Annotated in this window: 17 protein-coding genes; 6 read left to right on the plus strand and 11 right to left on the minus strand. The window is 68.0% G+C overall.

Annotated elements, in window-relative coordinates:
• Positions 1 to 8: 8 nt before the first annotated feature.
• Positions 9 to 1,181 carry an FAD-dependent oxidoreductase gene (locus AB0C30_RS11695; RefSeq protein ID WP_357942284.1) on the minus strand — a complete coding sequence of 391 codons (1,173 nt, stop codon included), beginning with the start codon at positions 1,179 to 1,181 and terminating at the stop codon, positions 9 to 11.
• Between the two features lie 80 nt (positions 1,182 to 1,261).
• Between AB0C30_RS11695 and AB0C30_RS11700 the strand changes: the two genes are divergently transcribed.
• On the plus strand, positions 1,262 to 1,462 hold the full coding sequence (locus AB0C30_RS11700) for a heavy metal-associated domain-containing protein (RefSeq protein ID WP_357942286.1): 201 nt from the start codon (positions 1,262 to 1,264) through the stop codon (positions 1,460 to 1,462).
• 68 nt (positions 1,463 to 1,530) lie between these two features.
• Here the strand turns inward: AB0C30_RS11700 and AB0C30_RS11705 are convergent, their stop codons facing one another.
• Together AB0C30_RS11705 and AB0C30_RS11710 are read right to left on the minus strand one after the other, a co-directional pair.
• The gene (locus tag AB0C30_RS11705; RefSeq protein ID WP_357942288.1) at positions 1,531 to 2,643 is read right to left on the minus strand and encodes a hypothetical protein; all 1,113 of its coding nucleotides are present in this window, start codon (positions 2,641 to 2,643) and stop codon (positions 1,531 to 1,533) included.
• 39 nt (positions 2,644 to 2,682) lie between these two features.
• Positions 2,683 to 3,312 (minus strand): TetR/AcrR family transcriptional regulator, encoded by a 630-nt coding sequence (locus AB0C30_RS11710; RefSeq protein ID WP_357942290.1) that lies wholly within the window; start codon positions 3,310 to 3,312, stop codon positions 2,683 to 2,685.
• Positions 3,313 to 3,422: 110 nt separating this feature from the next.
• On the opposite strand from AB0C30_RS11710, the gene AB0C30_RS11715 reads away from it, so the two are divergent.
• Together AB0C30_RS11715 and AB0C30_RS11720 are read left to right on the plus strand one after the other, a co-directional pair.
• On the plus strand, positions 3,423 to 4,112 hold the full coding sequence (locus AB0C30_RS11715) for an AraC family transcriptional regulator (RefSeq protein ID WP_357942292.1): 690 nt from the start codon (positions 3,423 to 3,425) through the stop codon (positions 4,110 to 4,112).
• Between the two features lie 54 nt (positions 4,113 to 4,166).
• Positions 4,167 to 5,579, plus strand: coding sequence for a hypothetical protein (locus AB0C30_RS11720; protein ID WP_357942294.1), 1,413 nt, complete (start codon positions 4,167 to 4,169; stop codon positions 5,577 to 5,579).
• Between the two features lie 3 nt (positions 5,580 to 5,582).
• Here the strand turns inward: AB0C30_RS11720 and AB0C30_RS11725 are convergent, their stop codons facing one another.
• From AB0C30_RS11725 to AB0C30_RS11755, 7 genes are all read right to left on the minus strand, one after another.
• Positions 5,583 to 6,683, minus strand: coding sequence for a HoxN/HupN/NixA family nickel/cobalt transporter (locus tag AB0C30_RS11725; RefSeq protein WP_357942296.1), 1,101 nt, complete (start codon positions 6,681 to 6,683; stop codon positions 5,583 to 5,585).
• Between the two features lie 105 nt (positions 6,684 to 6,788).
• On the minus strand, positions 6,789 to 7,964 hold the full coding sequence (locus AB0C30_RS11730) for an aminotransferase class V-fold PLP-dependent enzyme (protein WP_357942298.1): 1,176 nt from the start codon (positions 7,962 to 7,964) through the stop codon (positions 6,789 to 6,791).
• Entirely contained in the window at positions 7,961 to 8,755 is a 795-nt protein-coding gene (locus tag AB0C30_RS11735; RefSeq protein ID WP_357943100.1) for an amino acid ABC transporter ATP-binding protein, read from the minus strand. The genes AB0C30_RS11730 and AB0C30_RS11735 overlap by 4 nt, the downstream gene beginning before the upstream one ends.
• A 14-nt stretch (positions 8,756 to 8,769) precedes the next feature.
• A complete protein-coding gene (locus tag AB0C30_RS11740; RefSeq protein WP_357942300.1) occupies positions 8,770 to 9,417 on the minus strand; it encodes an amino acid ABC transporter permease in 648 nt (215 codons plus the stop codon).
• 15 nt (positions 9,418 to 9,432) lie between these two features.
• Positions 9,433 to 10,269 (minus strand): transporter substrate-binding domain-containing protein, encoded by an 837-nt coding sequence (locus AB0C30_RS11745; RefSeq protein WP_357942302.1) that lies wholly within the window; start codon positions 10,267 to 10,269, stop codon positions 9,433 to 9,435.
• Positions 10,270 to 10,519: 250 nt separating this feature from the next.
• The gene (locus AB0C30_RS11750) at positions 10,520 to 11,149 is read right to left on the minus strand and encodes a methyltransferase domain-containing protein (protein ID WP_357942304.1); all 630 of its coding nucleotides are present in this window, start codon (positions 11,147 to 11,149) and stop codon (positions 10,520 to 10,522) included.
• Between the two features lie 35 nt (positions 11,150 to 11,184).
• The gene (locus AB0C30_RS11755; RefSeq protein ID WP_357942306.1) at positions 11,185 to 12,048 is read right to left on the minus strand and encodes a methyltransferase domain-containing protein; all 864 of its coding nucleotides are present in this window, start codon (positions 12,046 to 12,048) and stop codon (positions 11,185 to 11,187) included.
• 68 nt (positions 12,049 to 12,116) lie between these two features.
• Here AB0C30_RS11755 and AB0C30_RS11760 point away from each other — a divergent pair, with 68 nt between their 5' ends.
• From AB0C30_RS11760 to AB0C30_RS11770, 3 genes are all read left to right on the plus strand, one after another.
• Positions 12,117 to 12,503 carry a BlaI/MecI/CopY family transcriptional regulator gene (locus AB0C30_RS11760; protein WP_357942308.1) on the plus strand — a complete coding sequence of 129 codons (387 nt, stop codon included), beginning with the start codon at positions 12,117 to 12,119 and terminating at the stop codon, positions 12,501 to 12,503.
• Positions 12,500 to 13,297 (plus strand): M56 family metallopeptidase, encoded by a 798-nt coding sequence (locus AB0C30_RS11765; protein ID WP_357942310.1) that lies wholly within the window; start codon positions 12,500 to 12,502, stop codon positions 13,295 to 13,297. Before AB0C30_RS11760 ends, AB0C30_RS11765 begins: the two co-directional genes overlap by 4 nt.
• A 131-nt stretch (positions 13,298 to 13,428) precedes the next feature.
• On the plus strand, positions 13,429 to 14,334 hold the full coding sequence (locus tag AB0C30_RS11770; protein ID WP_357942312.1) for a CAP domain-containing protein: 906 nt from the start codon (positions 13,429 to 13,431) through the stop codon (positions 14,332 to 14,334).
• A gap of 80 nt (positions 14,335 to 14,414) precedes the next feature.
• Here the strand turns inward: AB0C30_RS11770 and AB0C30_RS11775 are convergent, their stop codons facing one another.
• On the minus strand, positions 14,415 to 14,909 hold the full coding sequence (locus AB0C30_RS11775; RefSeq protein WP_357942314.1) for a hypothetical protein: 495 nt from the start codon (positions 14,907 to 14,909) through the stop codon (positions 14,415 to 14,417).
• Positions 14,910 to 14,959 lie beyond the last annotated feature (50 nt).

Below are 14,959 nucleotides of genomic sequence, written 5' to 3' on the forward strand. Positions count from 1 at the left end.
TCCTTGGGTCACCCGACAGCGTCCAGGTGGTCACCCGCGGCGGTGGCGCGCTTGAGGCGGATCAGGTCCTTGGGGGCGTTGACGGCGACGGCGCCGACGAGCACGCCGCTCCTGGCGAAGGCGATCGCGAATCGGTTCTCGTCCGGCTCCCCGGTTACCAGGCGGCTCTCGTCGGCCAGGTGCGGCAGCCCGGCGGTCTGGATGCGGGCGCCGTGCATGTGAGTGGCGAAGGAGGGGAGGTCGGCGTAGGGCTTGGCGTTCTCCGGCCCGGCCAGGAGGTTGAGGGCGGCGAGGGCGCCCTGGTCGTTGGCGTTCGCCCAGTGCTCGACGCGTACGAGTTCGCCGCCGAACAGGCCGTGCGGCCAGCGCGCGACGTCACCCGCCGCCACCACGTTGTCGGCGGCGTACAGGGTCTCGTCGCACACCACGCCGTCACTGAGCGTCAGGCCGCTGCCCTCCAGCCAGGTGGTGTTCGGGGTGACGCCCATGCCCGCGATGACCAGGTCGGCGGGCAGCGTCCGGCCGTTGCCCAACCGCACGCCCGTCACCCGGCCGTTGCTCTCGAAACCGGTCACGCGCGTGTCGCTGACCAGCTCGACGCCGTTGTCGCGGTGGTGGCGCGCGAGCCAGCGCGCCGCCGCGGCACCCAGGACATTCGTCATGGGGTACGGGGAGGCGTCGACGAGGGTGACGCCCAGGCCGAGGGCGCGGGCGGTCGAGGCCACCTCGCCGCCGATGAAACCGCCGCCGATGACCACGACACGCTCGTGCCCGGCCTGTAGCTCGGCGCGCAGGGCCAAGGCGTCTTCGATGGTGCGGAGGGTGCGGACGCCGTCGGGGTGGTCGGGCAGGCGGCGCGGGCGGGCGCCCGTGGCGATGACAAGCCCGTCGTAGCCGAGCTCGGTGCCGTCGTCCAAGGTAAGACGCCGGTCGGAGGTGTCCAGGCGCACCGCTTGGCGGCCCTTCAGCCACTGGTCGCCGAGCTCCTCGGCGCCGGGGAGGGTGATCTCGTCGTCGCCCCTCAGCATGCTCTTGGACAGGGGCGGGCGGTTGTAGGGCAGGTGGCGCTCGGCGCCGATCAGGGTGATGTCGCCCGCGAAGCCCTCCCGCCTGAGCGTCTGCACGGCACGCAGGCCGGCCAGGGAGGCACCGACGACGGCAACGGTGTTCAGCGTTCTCATGGTCGCGGACTATACCCATAGGGGGTATATGATGCAAAATACCCCTCGGGGGTTAGTTATCTGAACCAGGAGGAAATGTCATGAGCAGCACGTACAAGGTGAGCGGAATGACCTGCGGCGGATGCGCGGGCAAGGTGAAGTCGGAGATCTCCAAGGTGGACGGGGTCACCGACGTTGAGGTGGACCTGACCAGCGGCACGGTCACCGTGGCCGGAACCGCAGAAGAGGCCCTGGTTCGCGATGCCGTCGAAGAGGCGGGCTACGAGCTGACCGCCGTTTGATCGGACCGTCCTCGGCTCGTTGGTGACCGGCCCGGGCGCGCCAAAGCGCCAGGGCCGGTCTCAACTGGTCACCGCCACCGGACGAACGCCACCATGATGCCCATCGCGCTGTCATAGGCGGCCGGCTCGTTGTACTGGGTGTGCACCCGGATCCGGTCGCCGAGAGAGAAGGACAGGTTCGGTTCGCAGGGGCTGAAGTCCGATACCGATCCCATGTATGCCATCAGCGGTGCGTTGGGATGCCCGTCCGTGGTCACGGTGTTCGCGCTCGCCGGATGCCCGTCCGTACCGGCTCCCGGTCCCGCCGGCACGTCCATGGAGTCCGGCGCGTACCCCGCGACTGACGTGCAGAAGTAGCGGTTCTTGGTCGCGTTCTCCAGGGACACGCTGATGCTGTGGTCGTGGGCGTGGCCGCCGACCGCCACCAGGGTCCCGGCGCGCGCCGCGATCGTGGTCCAGTGGGAGTCGGAGTAGCCGGCCGGGATGGAGCGCTCAGAGTCGCCGCACTGGTCGATGTCCAGCCAGACCGGGTCGACCCGGGTGGCGTTCGGGAGCCAGCTGAAGGTGTACTTGAACTCGACGGTGATCGGCCGCTCGGTCATGTTCATCAGGTCGTAGATGAGACCCCACTTGTCACCGGCCTTGACGTAGTAGCCGTTGTTGCCGGTGGTGTAGAGGGTGTTGAGCGTGCGTTCGTTGCCGGCCGCGAAGAAGCGTTCGTTGCCGCCTTGGAGCAGGCCGAGTCGGTTGATCGAGTCTCCCAGGCCGGGTGGGCAGGTGGCGTCCCAGCGGCTGAAGTTGACATTGACGGCGTGGTGGAGCATGCCGCCGGTGTCCATGTTGACGCCGGTGTTCGTCCCGGCGAAGACGAGGTCGGGCATGATGCCGGTGATGTAGCAGTTCTCGCACGGCTTGGCGATCTTCATGCTGCGGCAACTGGTGATGATGCCGATGAGCGGGTTGCAGTTGCCGTCGAGCGCGATCTCGTTCTTGATCTCGCCCACCTTGCCGCCGGACATGGCGGGAATGGTGATGGGGCCCCAGCGGACGGTCGTGACGTTCTGACCGGCGGGCGGATTCCAGGCGGGGGGCTCGTACGACGCCGCGCCGGCCCTGACAGGCGCGGACATCACCACCAGGAGGAGCGCGCTGACCAGCACGACGAGGGTGCGATTTCGCATGTGCGTCTCCCTTGTTTCAGCCAGGAAGTATGAGCCTGCTCAGCGGTTGCCGTTCAGGCCGAAGGCGACGAAATCGGAGAGGAACTGCTTGATCTGCCGGCGGGAGTACCGGTCGGGGTGCTCCAGCCAGAAGGCGGCGATGTGCTGGTTCAGGGCGAGCATGGCCTGCGCGAGAAGGTCCGGGTCGTCGCGGCGGACCGCCCCTTCACCCATCGCCGTCTCCAGGATGGGCCGCAGGTCGCTCGCATGTTGCTCGAAGGCCCACGTGGACAGCGGGCCGATGGTGGTCTCGATGTTGCCGGCGTTGCGGAAGTGCAGGAAGCCCGGGCCGGTGTCGGTGACGAAGTCGAGGTAGGCGTCCAGGGCCCGGTCAAGGCGGTCCTGCGCGGTGCCTTCTGCGTCGTATGCCTCGCGCAGCCGTGCCTGCAGCCGTTCGGTGTGCTGGATGACGAGCTGGACGAACAGGTCGGCCTTGTTGTCGAAGTACAGGTAGAACGTGCCGACCGACAGCCCGGCACGCCGGACGAGGTCCTCGATGCGTAGGGCCGGCCAGCCATCTGAGGCAATGATCTCCCCTGCGGCAGCGAGCAACCGCCGCTGGACCTCGGGGTTCTCAGTGGCCAGCCGCCGTCGTCCGCGCCGCTCGCGGCGCACAGGTTTGATGTCCATAGCGTGAGAATGAGTCGGTGAATTGGTTTTAATTCACCGACTCATGGTGGTCAATCCCCTTTGGTGGGATTGCTGTGCCTGGACCGTTCCTACTATCTATCATCGTAGTCATGTCAGACATGGCGTCATGGACGGGAGCGGTGTGGCTGAGGCCGGGCGCTTTGGTGTACATCGGCAGGCTCGGCGACGCGCGCGCTCACGCGCATGCCGCCGTGCAACTGCTTGTCGTCAGCTCCGGCCGCGTCATCCTCACCGACGAGCGGGCAGCCGAGAGGAGCGTGTCGGCAGTGGCGATACCCGCCGGTGTCCCGCACGCCATGCGCGCCGAGGACGCGTTCGGAGCGTCCGTCTATCTCGATCCGGCTCTTCTGGAGGACGACGGGGAGAGCCTGGTGGCCGGCCTGCTGGCGCTTCCGGTTGATGAGAAGTTCGCCGATGCGGCGCTGGCGTTGCTGAGCGAGTCGCGCGCCGCCTGTCCGGATCGGGTGGTCCGGCAGGTGATGGAGCTGGTCGGGCGGGGCATCGCCGGTCCTTTGCGGCTGCGCGACCTGGCGGCGCGGGTGGGCCTGTCGCCGAGCAGGCTGGGGCATCTGTTCAGTGAGCAATGGGGGTTGCCGTTCACGGCGTACGTACGGTGGGCGCGGCTGCGCGCGGCGATGGACACCGTACGCGCAGGTGGCTCGCTGACGGATGCCGCGCATGCCGCCGGATTCACCGACAGCGCCCATCTGACCCGGGTGACGCATGCCATGTTCGGACTGGCACCCTCGGTGCTGGCTCGCGGGATGAGCTGGAAGTGAAGGTCAGCCGCTCCGTACAAGCGATCGAGGAGGCGGCAGGGCCAGGCTGACGGCATGACTGATGACATGCCGGACGACGGAGCGCCACAGCGCCTTTCTCCCGCTGCGGTCGTCCTCGTGGTGGCGGCCGGCTTTATCTCGCTGTTCGCCACGTATTGGGACGATGCCTGGCACACCGATATCGGCAGGGACGACGCGCTGATACCGCCGCACCTGCTGCTGTATGGAGCGGTGGCCGTCGTGGGGCTGACAGTGGCGGGCTGGGGTCTGCTCACGCTGTGGCGTACGCGATCGCTGATCGCCGTGCTGAGACAACCTCCGCTGCTCATCGCCGCTGTCGGCGGCGTGGCCACGCTGGCTTCCGCGCCCGTCGACGCACTCTGGCACGACGCCTTCGGCCGGGATTCGGTGCTGTGGAGCCCGAGCCACATGCTGACCGTGTTCAGCACACTGGCCCTGATCGGCGGGGTGCTCGCGGGCATGCGGCCGGACAGCCCTCGACCGCTGTGGTGGGCCGGCGGGGCATTGCTGCTGGGCAGCGCTGTCACGTCGGTGATGGAGTTCGAGACGGACGTGCCGCAGTTCTCCGAGGTGCTGTACTTCCCCGTGCTGCTGGTCTGCTCGATGTACGCGGCCGTGCTGCTGCGGTCGCTGGCACCGCGCCGGCATCTCGTGGCGGGAGCGGTCGGCGTCTACGTGCTCGCGCGGCTGGTGATCACCGCGCTGCTGCCGGCCCTCGGGCGTACCAGCCCCGACCTTCCGCTGGCCGTCGTCGGGCTGGCGGCGATCGACCTGCCGTGGCGGCGGCCCGTGACCGCTTACGCGGCAGGAGCGGCGGGGGCCGCCGTCACTTCCTACCTGTCCTCCGTGCTGGGCATCGGCAGTGTCAGTCCCGACGCCGTGCTCGTGCCCGCGTTGGTGGTGGCCGCCCTCGGCGCGGTTGTGATCTTGGGCGAGCGCCGGACGCGTGGCGCGGTCGCGGTCGTCGCACTGCTGCTGCCGCTCGGTCTGACCGTCCTGGATCCAGAGCCTGCTTCGGCGCACGATCCCGGACAGGGGCAGGTTGTCGCTACGGCCGTGCTGACCGGCACCTCGGACGGTTCTGGGGGGATGACGCTCACGGTCGAGGGGTGTGGGGGTATGACGCCGCTCAGAGTGGTCGCTCGCCGGGCCGGAGAGGAGATAGCCGGTCCGCTTGGTTCGACACCTGGTGGATGCCGTGGCCAGGTACGGGTCGACCAGGAGGGCCGGTGGTTCCTGTACGCGGAGATGCGTTATCGGGGCGGCGTGGTCGAGGCATGGCTCCCGATTGACCGCAAGGTCGTGCGGCAGAAACGTGACATCTACCTTCCAGCAGGTCGGGCGGTAGTGACCGGCGGGCAGATCGCAGCGGGCGTCGGCTTGTATCTGGCCGGGCTGGTCATGCTGTCACTGACCGTGTACCTGGCCAGACGAAGCCGCGCGTGATGTTCATCGGAGGTCGGCTTCGGCGGTCACCGGTTGGGCGTACCGCTGTTCGAGCTTGGCGAGCTTCCAGTACGCGATACTGCCCAGCCAGGTCAGGAGGAAGACGCCGACGATCCCGTACCCGATCGTGTTGAGGTCGATGGCGGCAAGAGCGGCCCACGGCTGACGGTCGGCCAGGCCGAGTTGGTCGGCGAGGATACCGAGCAGTTCGACGGTGCCGACGGCGAAGGCGACGAAGATGGACAGGCCGGTGGTGGAGAGGTTGTAGTAGATCTTGCGGAGCGGGTTGCTGAAGGCCCAGTTGTAGGCGTGGGCCATGAACGCGCCGTCGAGGGTGTCCCACAGCGACATGCCCGCGGCGAAGATCAACGGCAGCGAGATGATGGCCAGCGGAGGGAGTTGACCGCCCGCGGCCGCTCCGGCGGAGACGCCGATCAGGCCGACCTGGGTGGCGGTGTCGAAGCCGAGCCCGAACAGCAGGCCGACCGGGTAGATGTGCCAGCCGGCGCTGATCAGCCGGGTGTAGCGGCCTTTGAGCAGGCGGTTCAGCAGGCCGCGTTCGGCCAGCAGGCGTTCGAGCCGCTCCGGTTCGTAGGCACCTTGGCGTACCTGTCGCCACATCTTCCAGATGCCGGCGAAGATGACCAGGTTCAGCCCGGCCACCAGGTAGAGGAAGGCGCCTGAGACGGTCGTGCCGATGATGCCACCGATGTCGGCGAACGAGCTCTGGAACCGCACGGCCGCCTGCGTGGCGAACGCGACCGCCACCGACAGTGCCAGCACGACGGTGGAGTGGCCGAGCGAGAAGAACAGCCCCACGCCCTGCGAGGGCCGGCCCTTCTGCAGCAGGAGCCGGGTGGTGTCGTCGATGGCGGCGATGTGGTCGGCGTCGAAGGCGTGGCGCATGCCGAGCAGGTAGACGATCCCGGCGGCGGAGGCGAAGACGAGCTGGCCGCGGCCGTCGGTCAGGTTGTGGTAGGCGGGCTGGGCGTTGTAGTAGGCGAACAGCCCGAACCCCGCGACGTGGAGAGCGGCGACCACGCCGAGCAGGGGGATCAGGCGTAGGACGTCGGTCCGGGTGAATCGTCGGCTGCTGGTCTGCATGGGAGCCCTTCATCGCTTTTGCACAAATCTAGCAACTGCTGAATATTCGCTACTAGATGGCATAGCAGATGAAGGGATCTTCATGCGTGCCCGGGCGGTCTCACGTCATGCACTGAGCCGGGTCAGTTCCTCGCATAAGAGGTCCAGTTCCTCCTCGGAGTTGTAGTAGTGGACCGACGCTCGGACGAGTTCGGAGATGTCGCGGTCGGTCATGTCGAGGAGCGTTGACGGAGCTCGCGACACGCTGACATTGATCCGGCGCTCCGCCATGAAGGCCTTGATCGTGTCGGCCGTGACACCGTCAAGAGTGAAGGTCACGATGCCGCAGCGTTCGGCGCCGACGTCCCGCACGGTACAGCCGGGAACGGCCGCCAGCCGTTCGCGCAGGGTCTCGCCGAGCAGGTAGACGCTGTCGCGGATGTCGTCCAGGCCCCAGGCGAGGGCTTCCTCGACGGCGGTCGCCAGGCCGACCCGGCCCGCCACGCCGTACTCCCAGTTCTCGAATCTGCGGGCGCCCGGCTGGATCTCGAACCGGCCGGGCGCCGTCCACTTGGCGGACCGCAGATCGAGGAAGGGGGGATCGAGCTGGTCGAGTACGGCCCGCCGGACGTACAGCAGGCCAGTCCCACGGGGCGCACGCAGGTACTTGCGCCCCGTCGTGGACAGCATGTCGCAGCGGATCTGCTCGACGTCGACGGGGATATGGCCCACCGACTGGCACGCGTCGAGCAGGTACAGCACGCCCGCCTCGGCCGCGATCTTGCCGATCTCCGCGGCCGGGTTGACCAGGCCGCCGTTGGTGGGGATGTGGGTGACGGAGATGAGGCGTACGCGCTCGTCCATCATCACCCGCAGCGCGTCGACGGAGAGCTGGCCGAGTCCGTCGTTGGGCACCACCTCGACGCTCACGCCATGGCGGCGAGCGACCTGCAGGTAGGCGATGAAGTTGCTGGCGTACTCGGCCTTGCTGGTGAGGATCCGGTCGCCGGGGCGAAACCGGATGGCGTAGAAGGCCAGGTCCCAGGCGCGGGTCGCGCTGTCGACGATCGCGATCTCGTCGCGGGAGCAGTTCAGCAGCCGGGCGGCCGAGTCGTAGGCCGCCTCGACGCGGTCGGCGGCGCGGTCGGCCGCCTCGTACCCGCCGATCTCCGCCTCCAGGCGCAGATGCCCGACAGTCGCTTCCAGTACGGCCGTGGAGGGCAGCGAGGCTCCGGCGTTGTTGAGATGGACGGTGTTCGCGGTGCCCGGGGTCAGCTCCCGGGCCCGTGCGAGGTCGATCATGTTCGCTCCACGTTCTCGAGTGAGGGGCGGCCGTTGTGCGAAGGGCCGATGAGGCGCAGGAACGCCTGTACGCGGGGATGTGCGGGCGCGGTGAAGAAGCGCTGCGGGGGAGCCTCTTCGATGACGTTCCCGCCGTCCATGAACACCACCCGGTCGGCCACATCGCGGGCGAAGGCGGTCTCGTGCGTCACGATGACCATGGTCATCCCGTTTCCGGCCAGGTCACGGATGACCTGCAGGACCTCGGCGTGCAATTCGGGGTCCAGCGCGGAGGTGGGCTCGTCGAACAGGATGACCTGCGGCTCCATCGCCAGTGCACGGGCGATGGCGACGCGCTGCTTCTGACCGCCGGACAGCGTGGCGGGGTAGCAGTCGCACTTGTCGCCGAGGCCCACCAGCGCGAGCAGCCGCCGGGCGAGCTCGGTCGCCTCGGCGCGGGGCACGTTCCGTACGGAGATCGGGCCTTCCATGACGTTCTGCAGCGCCGTCAGGTGCGGGAAGAGATTGAACTGCTGGAACACCATCGCCGAATGCCGACGGATCTCGCGGATCCGGGCGGCCCTGGCGCGACGCCCGCCCTGGCGCGTGCCGCAGTCGACGTGGTTGCCGCACAGGCGGACGGTGCCGGAGTCGGGCTCTTCCAGCAGGTTGAGGCAGCGGATCAGGGTGGTCTTGCCGGAGCCGGACGGGCCCATGACCACCACGACCTCGCCCGGCCGCACGTCGAGGTCGATGCCCTTGAGCACCTCGTTGTCGCCGAAGCGCTTGGTCAGCCCGCGCACGCTCACGATGGGTTCTGAGCTGGTCATGCGTAGGCCTTTCTCATCCGGCGTTCGAGAGCCTGCTGGCCGACCTGCAGGAGGGTGTTGATCATCCAGTACATGAGTCCGACGATCAGCAGCGCGTCCATGTAGCGGAAGGTGGAGGTGCCGATGCCCTCGGCCACCCTGGTCAGCTCCACCACGGTGACCGCGGAGGCCAGGGAGGTGTCCTTCATCAGGGCGATGAACCGGCTGCCCACGGGCGGCAGGGCGATCCTGATGGCCTGGGGGAAGATGACGCGGCGCAGCGTCTTCCCGTATGGCATGGCCATCGAGGCCGCCGCCTCCCACTGTCCCTTGTCGACGCCGAGGATGCCCGCGCGGAAGTTCTCACTGAGGTAGGCGGCGGTGAACAGGGTGAAGGCGATGATCGCCGACGGGATGGGCGGAATCTCCAGGCCGATCTGTGGCAGCCCGAAGTAGATGATCATGATCTGGATCAGCAGCGGCGTGCCGCGGAAGACCGAGACGTACGCGGTCGCCACGGCGGAGAGGACGCGGTTGCCGGAGATTTTCGCCAGCACGATCGCGGCCCCGAGGAGGCTGCCCAGGATGAAGGAGACCACACCGAGGAGAAGGGTGATCACCAGGCCGGTGAGGAGATCGGGAAAGGAGTCGACCAGCAGATCCATGAGTACCTTCCCTGCTCAGCTCGCCGGAACCTTGGCGAGTTCCTGCGTCATGTCGAGACCGCCCAGCCACTTGCGGGAGATGGCGGTCAGGGTGCCGTCAGCGATCATGTCGTTGAGCGCCTTGTCGACGGCCTGCTTGAAGCTCACCGAGCCCTTCGCGAAGGAGATCCCGTTGACCTCCGATTCGAGCAGCGGCCCTGCGGCCTTGACCTTCAGGTTGTTCTTCGCCGCCAGGAACGCCCCTTGGAACCGTGACGCCAGCACGGCGTCGGCCCGCCCCCGCGCCACCTCGGTCAGCCCGAGTGTGGCGTTGTCGTAGGTCTTGATGTCGGCGTCGGCGATGCTCTTCTTGGCGAAGGCCGCCTGTGTGGTTCCGGCCGTCACCGCGATCTTCTTGCCCTGGAGGTCGGTCAGCCCCGTGATGTCGGAATTGGCGTCGGCCACGAAGATCGAGATCCCGTTGACCTCGTACGGGCGGGAGAAGTCCACCTGCTTGGCACGTTCCGGGGTGATGGTCTGACCGGCGACGACGGCGTCGAACCGGCCAGCCTGAACGCCCGCGATGAAACTCTGGTAGTTGGAGGCGACGAACTCGACCTTGGCGATGCCGAGCCGCTTGGCGAGCTCGTTGGCCACGTCGACGTCGTAGCCCGCGGGCTTGCCGCCGTCCAGGAAGTTCCACGGCGGATTGGCCTGCGTCTGGGCCACCCGGAGGGTGCCGGACTCCTTGACCCGCTGCAGGAGGTCGGCGGCGTCCGCGGAGCTGTGGCCGCACGCCGACAGGGTGATCGTTAGGGCGGTGGACAGGCCTGCCGCCAGCAGGGGTTGAATACGTATCTTCTTCGCCACCATGGGCTCCTTGTCATGCAGCAGTCGCCCGGCTCTAAACCCCCGTGAACCGTGGACATCCCCAGGTTGGGGCTTACATGTCCATGGCGTATACGGTGGGCCATTATGTCCGAAGCGTCAAGTACCCCCCTGGGGTAATTTTGCATCCCTCCTGATCGGAGGGGGTAATTGACAGCTTCTGGTGGTGGTTGGCCTGCGAAGGCGCCAAATTTACGGACATCCCGGTGTCCGCCGTCTCATAGCCGTACGTTGGTCACCCGGGAGGTTTCCGGGCGGCCAACCGTTCGACGATGCCGAGCTTGAACCGGTCGTGACGTTCAACGGTCAGGCCGTGATCAGGTAGCCGCTCGATGGGGCGGCGCAGGAAGTGCTCGCCTCCCAGGGGCACGGTCACCAGTTCGATCAGGCGTTGAGCCGCCCGGACCGGCCACGCTGACGCGGCCACATGGTCACCGAGCAGCAGAACGCCGCCGGGTCGGAGTACGCGCACCATCTCGGCGATCGCTCGCCGATCATCAGGGATCGCACAAAGGGAAAAGGTGCCGACAACCGTGTCGAAGCTCTCGTCCGGAAAGTCGAGCGCCTGAGCATCCCCCTCACGCAGGTCCACCTCCCGGCCCAGGGAGGCGGCCTGGCGCCGGGCGATGTCCAGCATGGCCGGGCTCCAATCGATGCCGGTCAGCCGTACGTCCTCCGGGTAGAGGGGGAGGTTCAGGCCCGTCCCGATGGCGACCTCAAGGGTGTCGCCGCCGGCCTGCCCGCAGATCCACGAACGGGTGTCTCCGAACACCTTCCGGTCGAGGAAGGTCATCTGTTTGTCGTAGGAGCCGGACTGCTTGTCCCAGTAGCGGCGCAACCGTTCGTCGCGTGGCCTCGATTCCATCCATCTCACCTCTCACTGATCTCAATACCGGGAGCTCATCTGGGACGTCGAGCGGTGACCAGCCAGGCCGCGCTCCTGAGGAAGACTCCGGCCGCCGTCTCGTGCGAGGCGAGGCGCTCATGGAGGGCGTCGAGCATCTTGACTCTCGTCTCTTCGTCGGCCTTCTCGAGCAGGCCGCTGACCAGGCCCATCTGGGAGACGAAGTCCAGCACGTCGTTCACGTCGTCCCCGAGTCTCATGGGCTCGTCCACAGGGTCCACGCTGATCTGGGTGTAGCCGACTGTGCGCAGGAGATCGGTGATCCGACTGGATGCCGCCAGGGAGAAGGGCCCCGGGCCGTCGTTGTCGAGGGAACCGGACAGGGGGACGTACGAGGCCAGGACCGCGCCCAGTTCGGTGATCCATTCGTTGTCGAGCGGTTTCCGCCAGCACAGGAACGCCAGACGCCCATCGGGGCGAGTCGCCCGTGCGATGTTGGTGAAGGCCGCCACAGGATCGTTGAAGAACATCACCCCGAAACGGCTGATCGCCACATCGACGCTCGCCGCGGCGAAGGGGTGAACCTGTGCGTCGGCCTGTTCGAAGCGCGTGTTGCCGAGGTTCTCGCCCTTGGCTCGGCGCCGGGCCTCCTCCAGCAGGGGAGCGGACAGGTCGATGCCGAGTGCCTGGCCGTCCTGCGCGCCCCGAGCGGCCGTGCAGGTGGTCTGGCCGCTTCCGCACCCGATGTCGAGCACGTGGTCCTCGGGGGCGATGGCGGCCGCCTCGAACAGGTGGGGACTGATCCTTTTCATCATCTCGTCGTAGCGATCCCGGTGGGCGACCCAGTGCCGGCCGTCGCCCTCGTTCCACGCCTTGGCCTGCTCGGGGTTGGCGACAGACGCATGTTCGGTGTGCGACATAGAAGCTCCTCGAATCGGACGATCTACTATCTAAAGATAGTACTCACAGTGGATAGTAGTATGACGTCGTGCAGGATGAACTGGATCGGGCGGTCGCCGTTCTCGGCCCGCTGGAGGGGCGGCTCATGCGGGCCGTGTGGACGGGAGCGGTCACTGAGCCGTTCGTGGTCCGGGACGTGCAGGGGTTGGTGCCGGAGCTGGCCTACACCACCGTGATGACCACGTTGCGACGGCTGGCCGACAAGGGAATGCTGGCGGCTCACGCCGAGCCGGGTCGCCGCGCCCATGAATACCGGGCCGCGGTCACGCCCGCTCAGTTCCTCTCCCAGTCGAGCCGTCAGGCCGCCGCGGGCTTCGTGGACAAGTACGGCGACGCCGCACTGGCCGCCTTCGCCGCACACCTCGACGGCCTGTCGCCCGAGCAGCGGCGCCGCCTGCGGGAGCTGACCGAGTGATCGTCTACCTGTGGCGGCACAACCGCATCGGCCTGGCAGCGCTGGCCGGACTGACAGGCGTCCGCCTGGTGTGGCACCCCAGCGTTTCCGCCGGGATGACGATGGCCCAGTGCTGGCTCGTCTCCATCGCCGTCGTGGCCGGGGCGAGCCTGCTGGCTGTCGCCGCCCGCGCCACCTGGCTCGGCGTCGCCGCCGCCCGCAGTCTGGCCGCACTCCCGCGGGCGGCCGAGCCGGCCGGTCTTGAGGGCGCGATACGGCGAAGCGGCGTTCCAGGTGTCGTCTGTCTGGCCGGTGCGAATCCGGCGGCCTTCTGCGCCGGAGTGCTGCGGCCACGCCTCTACCTCACCGCCGGGGCCGCCGAGGCGATCCCCGCCGAAGAGCTCGACGCGATCCTCGTCCACGAGGCCGCACACGCGCGGCGCCGTGACCCGCTGCGCCGTCTCATGCTCCGCGCCGCCGCTGACGTTCTGTTCTTCCTGCCCTTGGCGGGATGGTGGTTCGGGCGGCAGAGCGAACGGGCCGAGCTGTCAGCCGACCGGGCCGCGATCGACCGGCTGGGCGCCAAGGCGGTGGCACGGGCGCTGACCCGGATGGACGGCGCTGGCCCCGCACCGGCGACAGCCGCGGCTTTCGACGGCGCAGCCGAGGCCAGGATCGCTCAACTGCTGGGCGACGACCTGCCGATCCGCAAACCGTCCAGGGCCGGAGTGATCTTCTCCCTGACCGGTCTCGTCGTGGTCGTCAGCCTGGTCATGTGCATCGGGCAGGCAGTGTGGGGCGCCTTGACGGCGTGACGGCACCGGTGCGGGTGCTGGCCAATCGCTTGACATTAATCACAAGGGGAAATGTCCAGTTTTGCGTGACAAGTCCGGTAATGGGGCGACAGAATGCGGGACCACCAGCCGCTCCGCCACTGGAGGAACCCATGCTGAGACCCCTGGGGGTACTCGCCGCCGTCGCCAGCCTCGCCGCCTGCACCCCGTCCGCCGACCTGCCGCCGGGCGGAGCGGCCGGAGCGGTGCCCGAGGCGACCGCGCCTGCGGACGGCGCGGCACTGGCGTCGACGCCGGCACAGCCGGCTCCCCGGCCGACCCCTGGATCGGACGAGTGCCACGTGAACGCGGTCAGGCCGGACGTCTCCGCGCTCAGGATCCGGACCTCGGCCACCCGCCAAGGCTGTGTGCACCCGGCACTGTTGCGCATCCGAGTCATGCGCGCCGTCCCCGGCGCCGATCCGGTGGTCAAGAGCGGCGCCACCAGGAAGGGCCGCATCGCCCTGCAACTGCCCTGCGCGCCGGGCACGTACTACGCGGTCGCCACGGACTACCGGGGCGGCACCGCCAGGTCCAAGGCCGTACGGCTGACGTGCGTCACCCCCAGCCGCGCAACGCGGGAGACGAAGGCGCCGACGGTTCCTGAGAGGAAGGCGTCCATCACGTCCGTCGGCACGGCACTGGAGAACGACGTCGTCCGGCTGGCCAACGCCGAGCGGGCCAAGGGCGGCTGCCACCCCCTCAAGCATGACGCGCGGCTGCGCAAGGCCGCGTTCGGGCACTCAGCCGACATGGCGAAGAACGACTACTTCGACCACGACTCTCAGGACGGCCGCGACATGGTCGACCGCATGCGCGCGACCGGCTTCACCGGCTCGGCCTGGGCCGAGAACATCGCCATGGGTCAGCGATCGGCGGCCGAGGTGGTCAAAACCTGGATGAACAGCGCCGGCCACCGGCAGAACATCATGAACTGCTCGTACACCCTCATCGGGGTGGGCGCGGCCAAGGACGCGCAGGGACAGCTCTACTGGACGCAGGACTTCGCCGCCCGCTGACGCACGGGCGTTTCCACGGTCAGACGGCGAGGGTCGAACCGCGTCCGACAAGCCTTTGCGTCAGCCGGTATGGCTGGGCTTCAATTGAGGATCTCGGTGCTGGCCCCGAAAACCATGCTGCCTCCCGACCCGCTGATGGTCCCTCCGGCAAGGTTGGTGGGGCCGCCGATGGGCTGGACGATCGTAGGCGAGGTGGAGAGCGGGCTGGCCACCAGGCTGCCGTTCTGGAGCAGCCGCGCGGAAACGAGCTGATGGCGGACGACGCCTGCCGCGTCGATCTGGGCCTTGAGTTCGATCTTTCCGGTGAACGCGCCGGACGTTACTTGGAGCACATTGACCGCAGTGGGTCGGCCGGAGTCCAGCACATTGACCGGCGGCGGGCTGAGAGGGGCGCACGTGGTCCCGATGACGGGAGCGCTGACGCAGATGTTCGCCAACGTTTTAATGGTGTGCGAGGGTGCGGCATTGGCGGCGGTGGCAGATCCGGCGAGAATCGTACCGGCGGCGGCAGCGCCTGCGGCCAGGATTAACATCCGGCGCTTAATCGACATGACGTTTTCCTTTTCGATGGTCATGACTGCTCTGATGGACCAACGATAGGAACCGTGCCGATAACGCTCCTGGC

The organism is Nonomuraea sp. NPDC048901 (genome assembly GCF_040649695.1).
In the GTDB taxonomy this organism is placed as follows: domain Bacteria; phylum Actinomycetota; class Actinomycetes; order Streptosporangiales; family Streptosporangiaceae; genus Nonomuraea.

Coding starts and splice junctions, on each gene's coding strand:
- AB0C30_RS11695 (WP_357942284.1), bottom strand. CDS start 1,181: ATGAGAACGCTGAACACCGTTGCCGTCGTCGGTGCCTCCCTGGCCGGC.
- AB0C30_RS11700 (WP_357942286.1), top strand. CDS start 1,262: ATGAGCAGCACGTACAAGGTGAGCGGAATGACCTGCGGCGGATGCGCG.
- AB0C30_RS11705 (WP_357942288.1), bottom strand. CDS start 2,643: ATGCGAAATCGCACCCTCGTCGTGCTGGTCAGCGCGCTCCTCCTGGTG.
- AB0C30_RS11710 (WP_357942290.1), bottom strand. CDS start 3,312: ATGGACATCAAACCTGTGCGCCGCGAGCGGCGCGGACGACGGCGGCTG.
- AB0C30_RS11715 (WP_357942292.1), top strand. CDS start 3,423: ATGTCAGACATGGCGTCATGGACGGGAGCGGTGTGGCTGAGGCCGGGC.
- AB0C30_RS11720 (WP_357942294.1), top strand. CDS start 4,167: ATGACTGATGACATGCCGGACGACGGAGCGCCACAGCGCCTTTCTCCC.
- AB0C30_RS11725 (WP_357942296.1), bottom strand. CDS start 6,683: ATGCAGACCAGCAGCCGACGATTCACCCGGACCGACGTCCTACGCCTG.
- AB0C30_RS11730 (WP_357942298.1), bottom strand. CDS start 7,964: ATGATCGACCTCGCACGGGCCCGGGAGCTGACCCCGGGCACCGCGAAC.
- AB0C30_RS11740 (WP_357942300.1), bottom strand. CDS start 9,417: ATGGATCTGCTGGTCGACTCCTTTCCCGATCTCCTCACCGGCCTGGTG.
- AB0C30_RS11745 (WP_357942302.1), bottom strand. CDS start 10,269: ATGGTGGCGAAGAAGATACGTATTCAACCCCTGCTGGCGGCAGGCCTG.
- AB0C30_RS11750 (WP_357942304.1), bottom strand. CDS start 11,149: ATGGAATCGAGGCCACGCGACGAACGGTTGCGCCGCTACTGGGACAAG.
- AB0C30_RS11755 (WP_357942306.1), bottom strand. CDS start 12,048: ATGTCGCACACCGAACATGCGTCTGTCGCCAACCCCGAGCAGGCCAAG.
- AB0C30_RS11770 (WP_357942312.1), top strand. CDS start 13,429: ATGCTGAGACCCCTGGGGGTACTCGCCGCCGTCGCCAGCCTCGCCGCC.
- AB0C30_RS11775 (WP_357942314.1), bottom strand. CDS start 14,909: ATGACCATCGAAAAGGAAAACGTCATGTCGATTAAGCGCCGGATGTTA.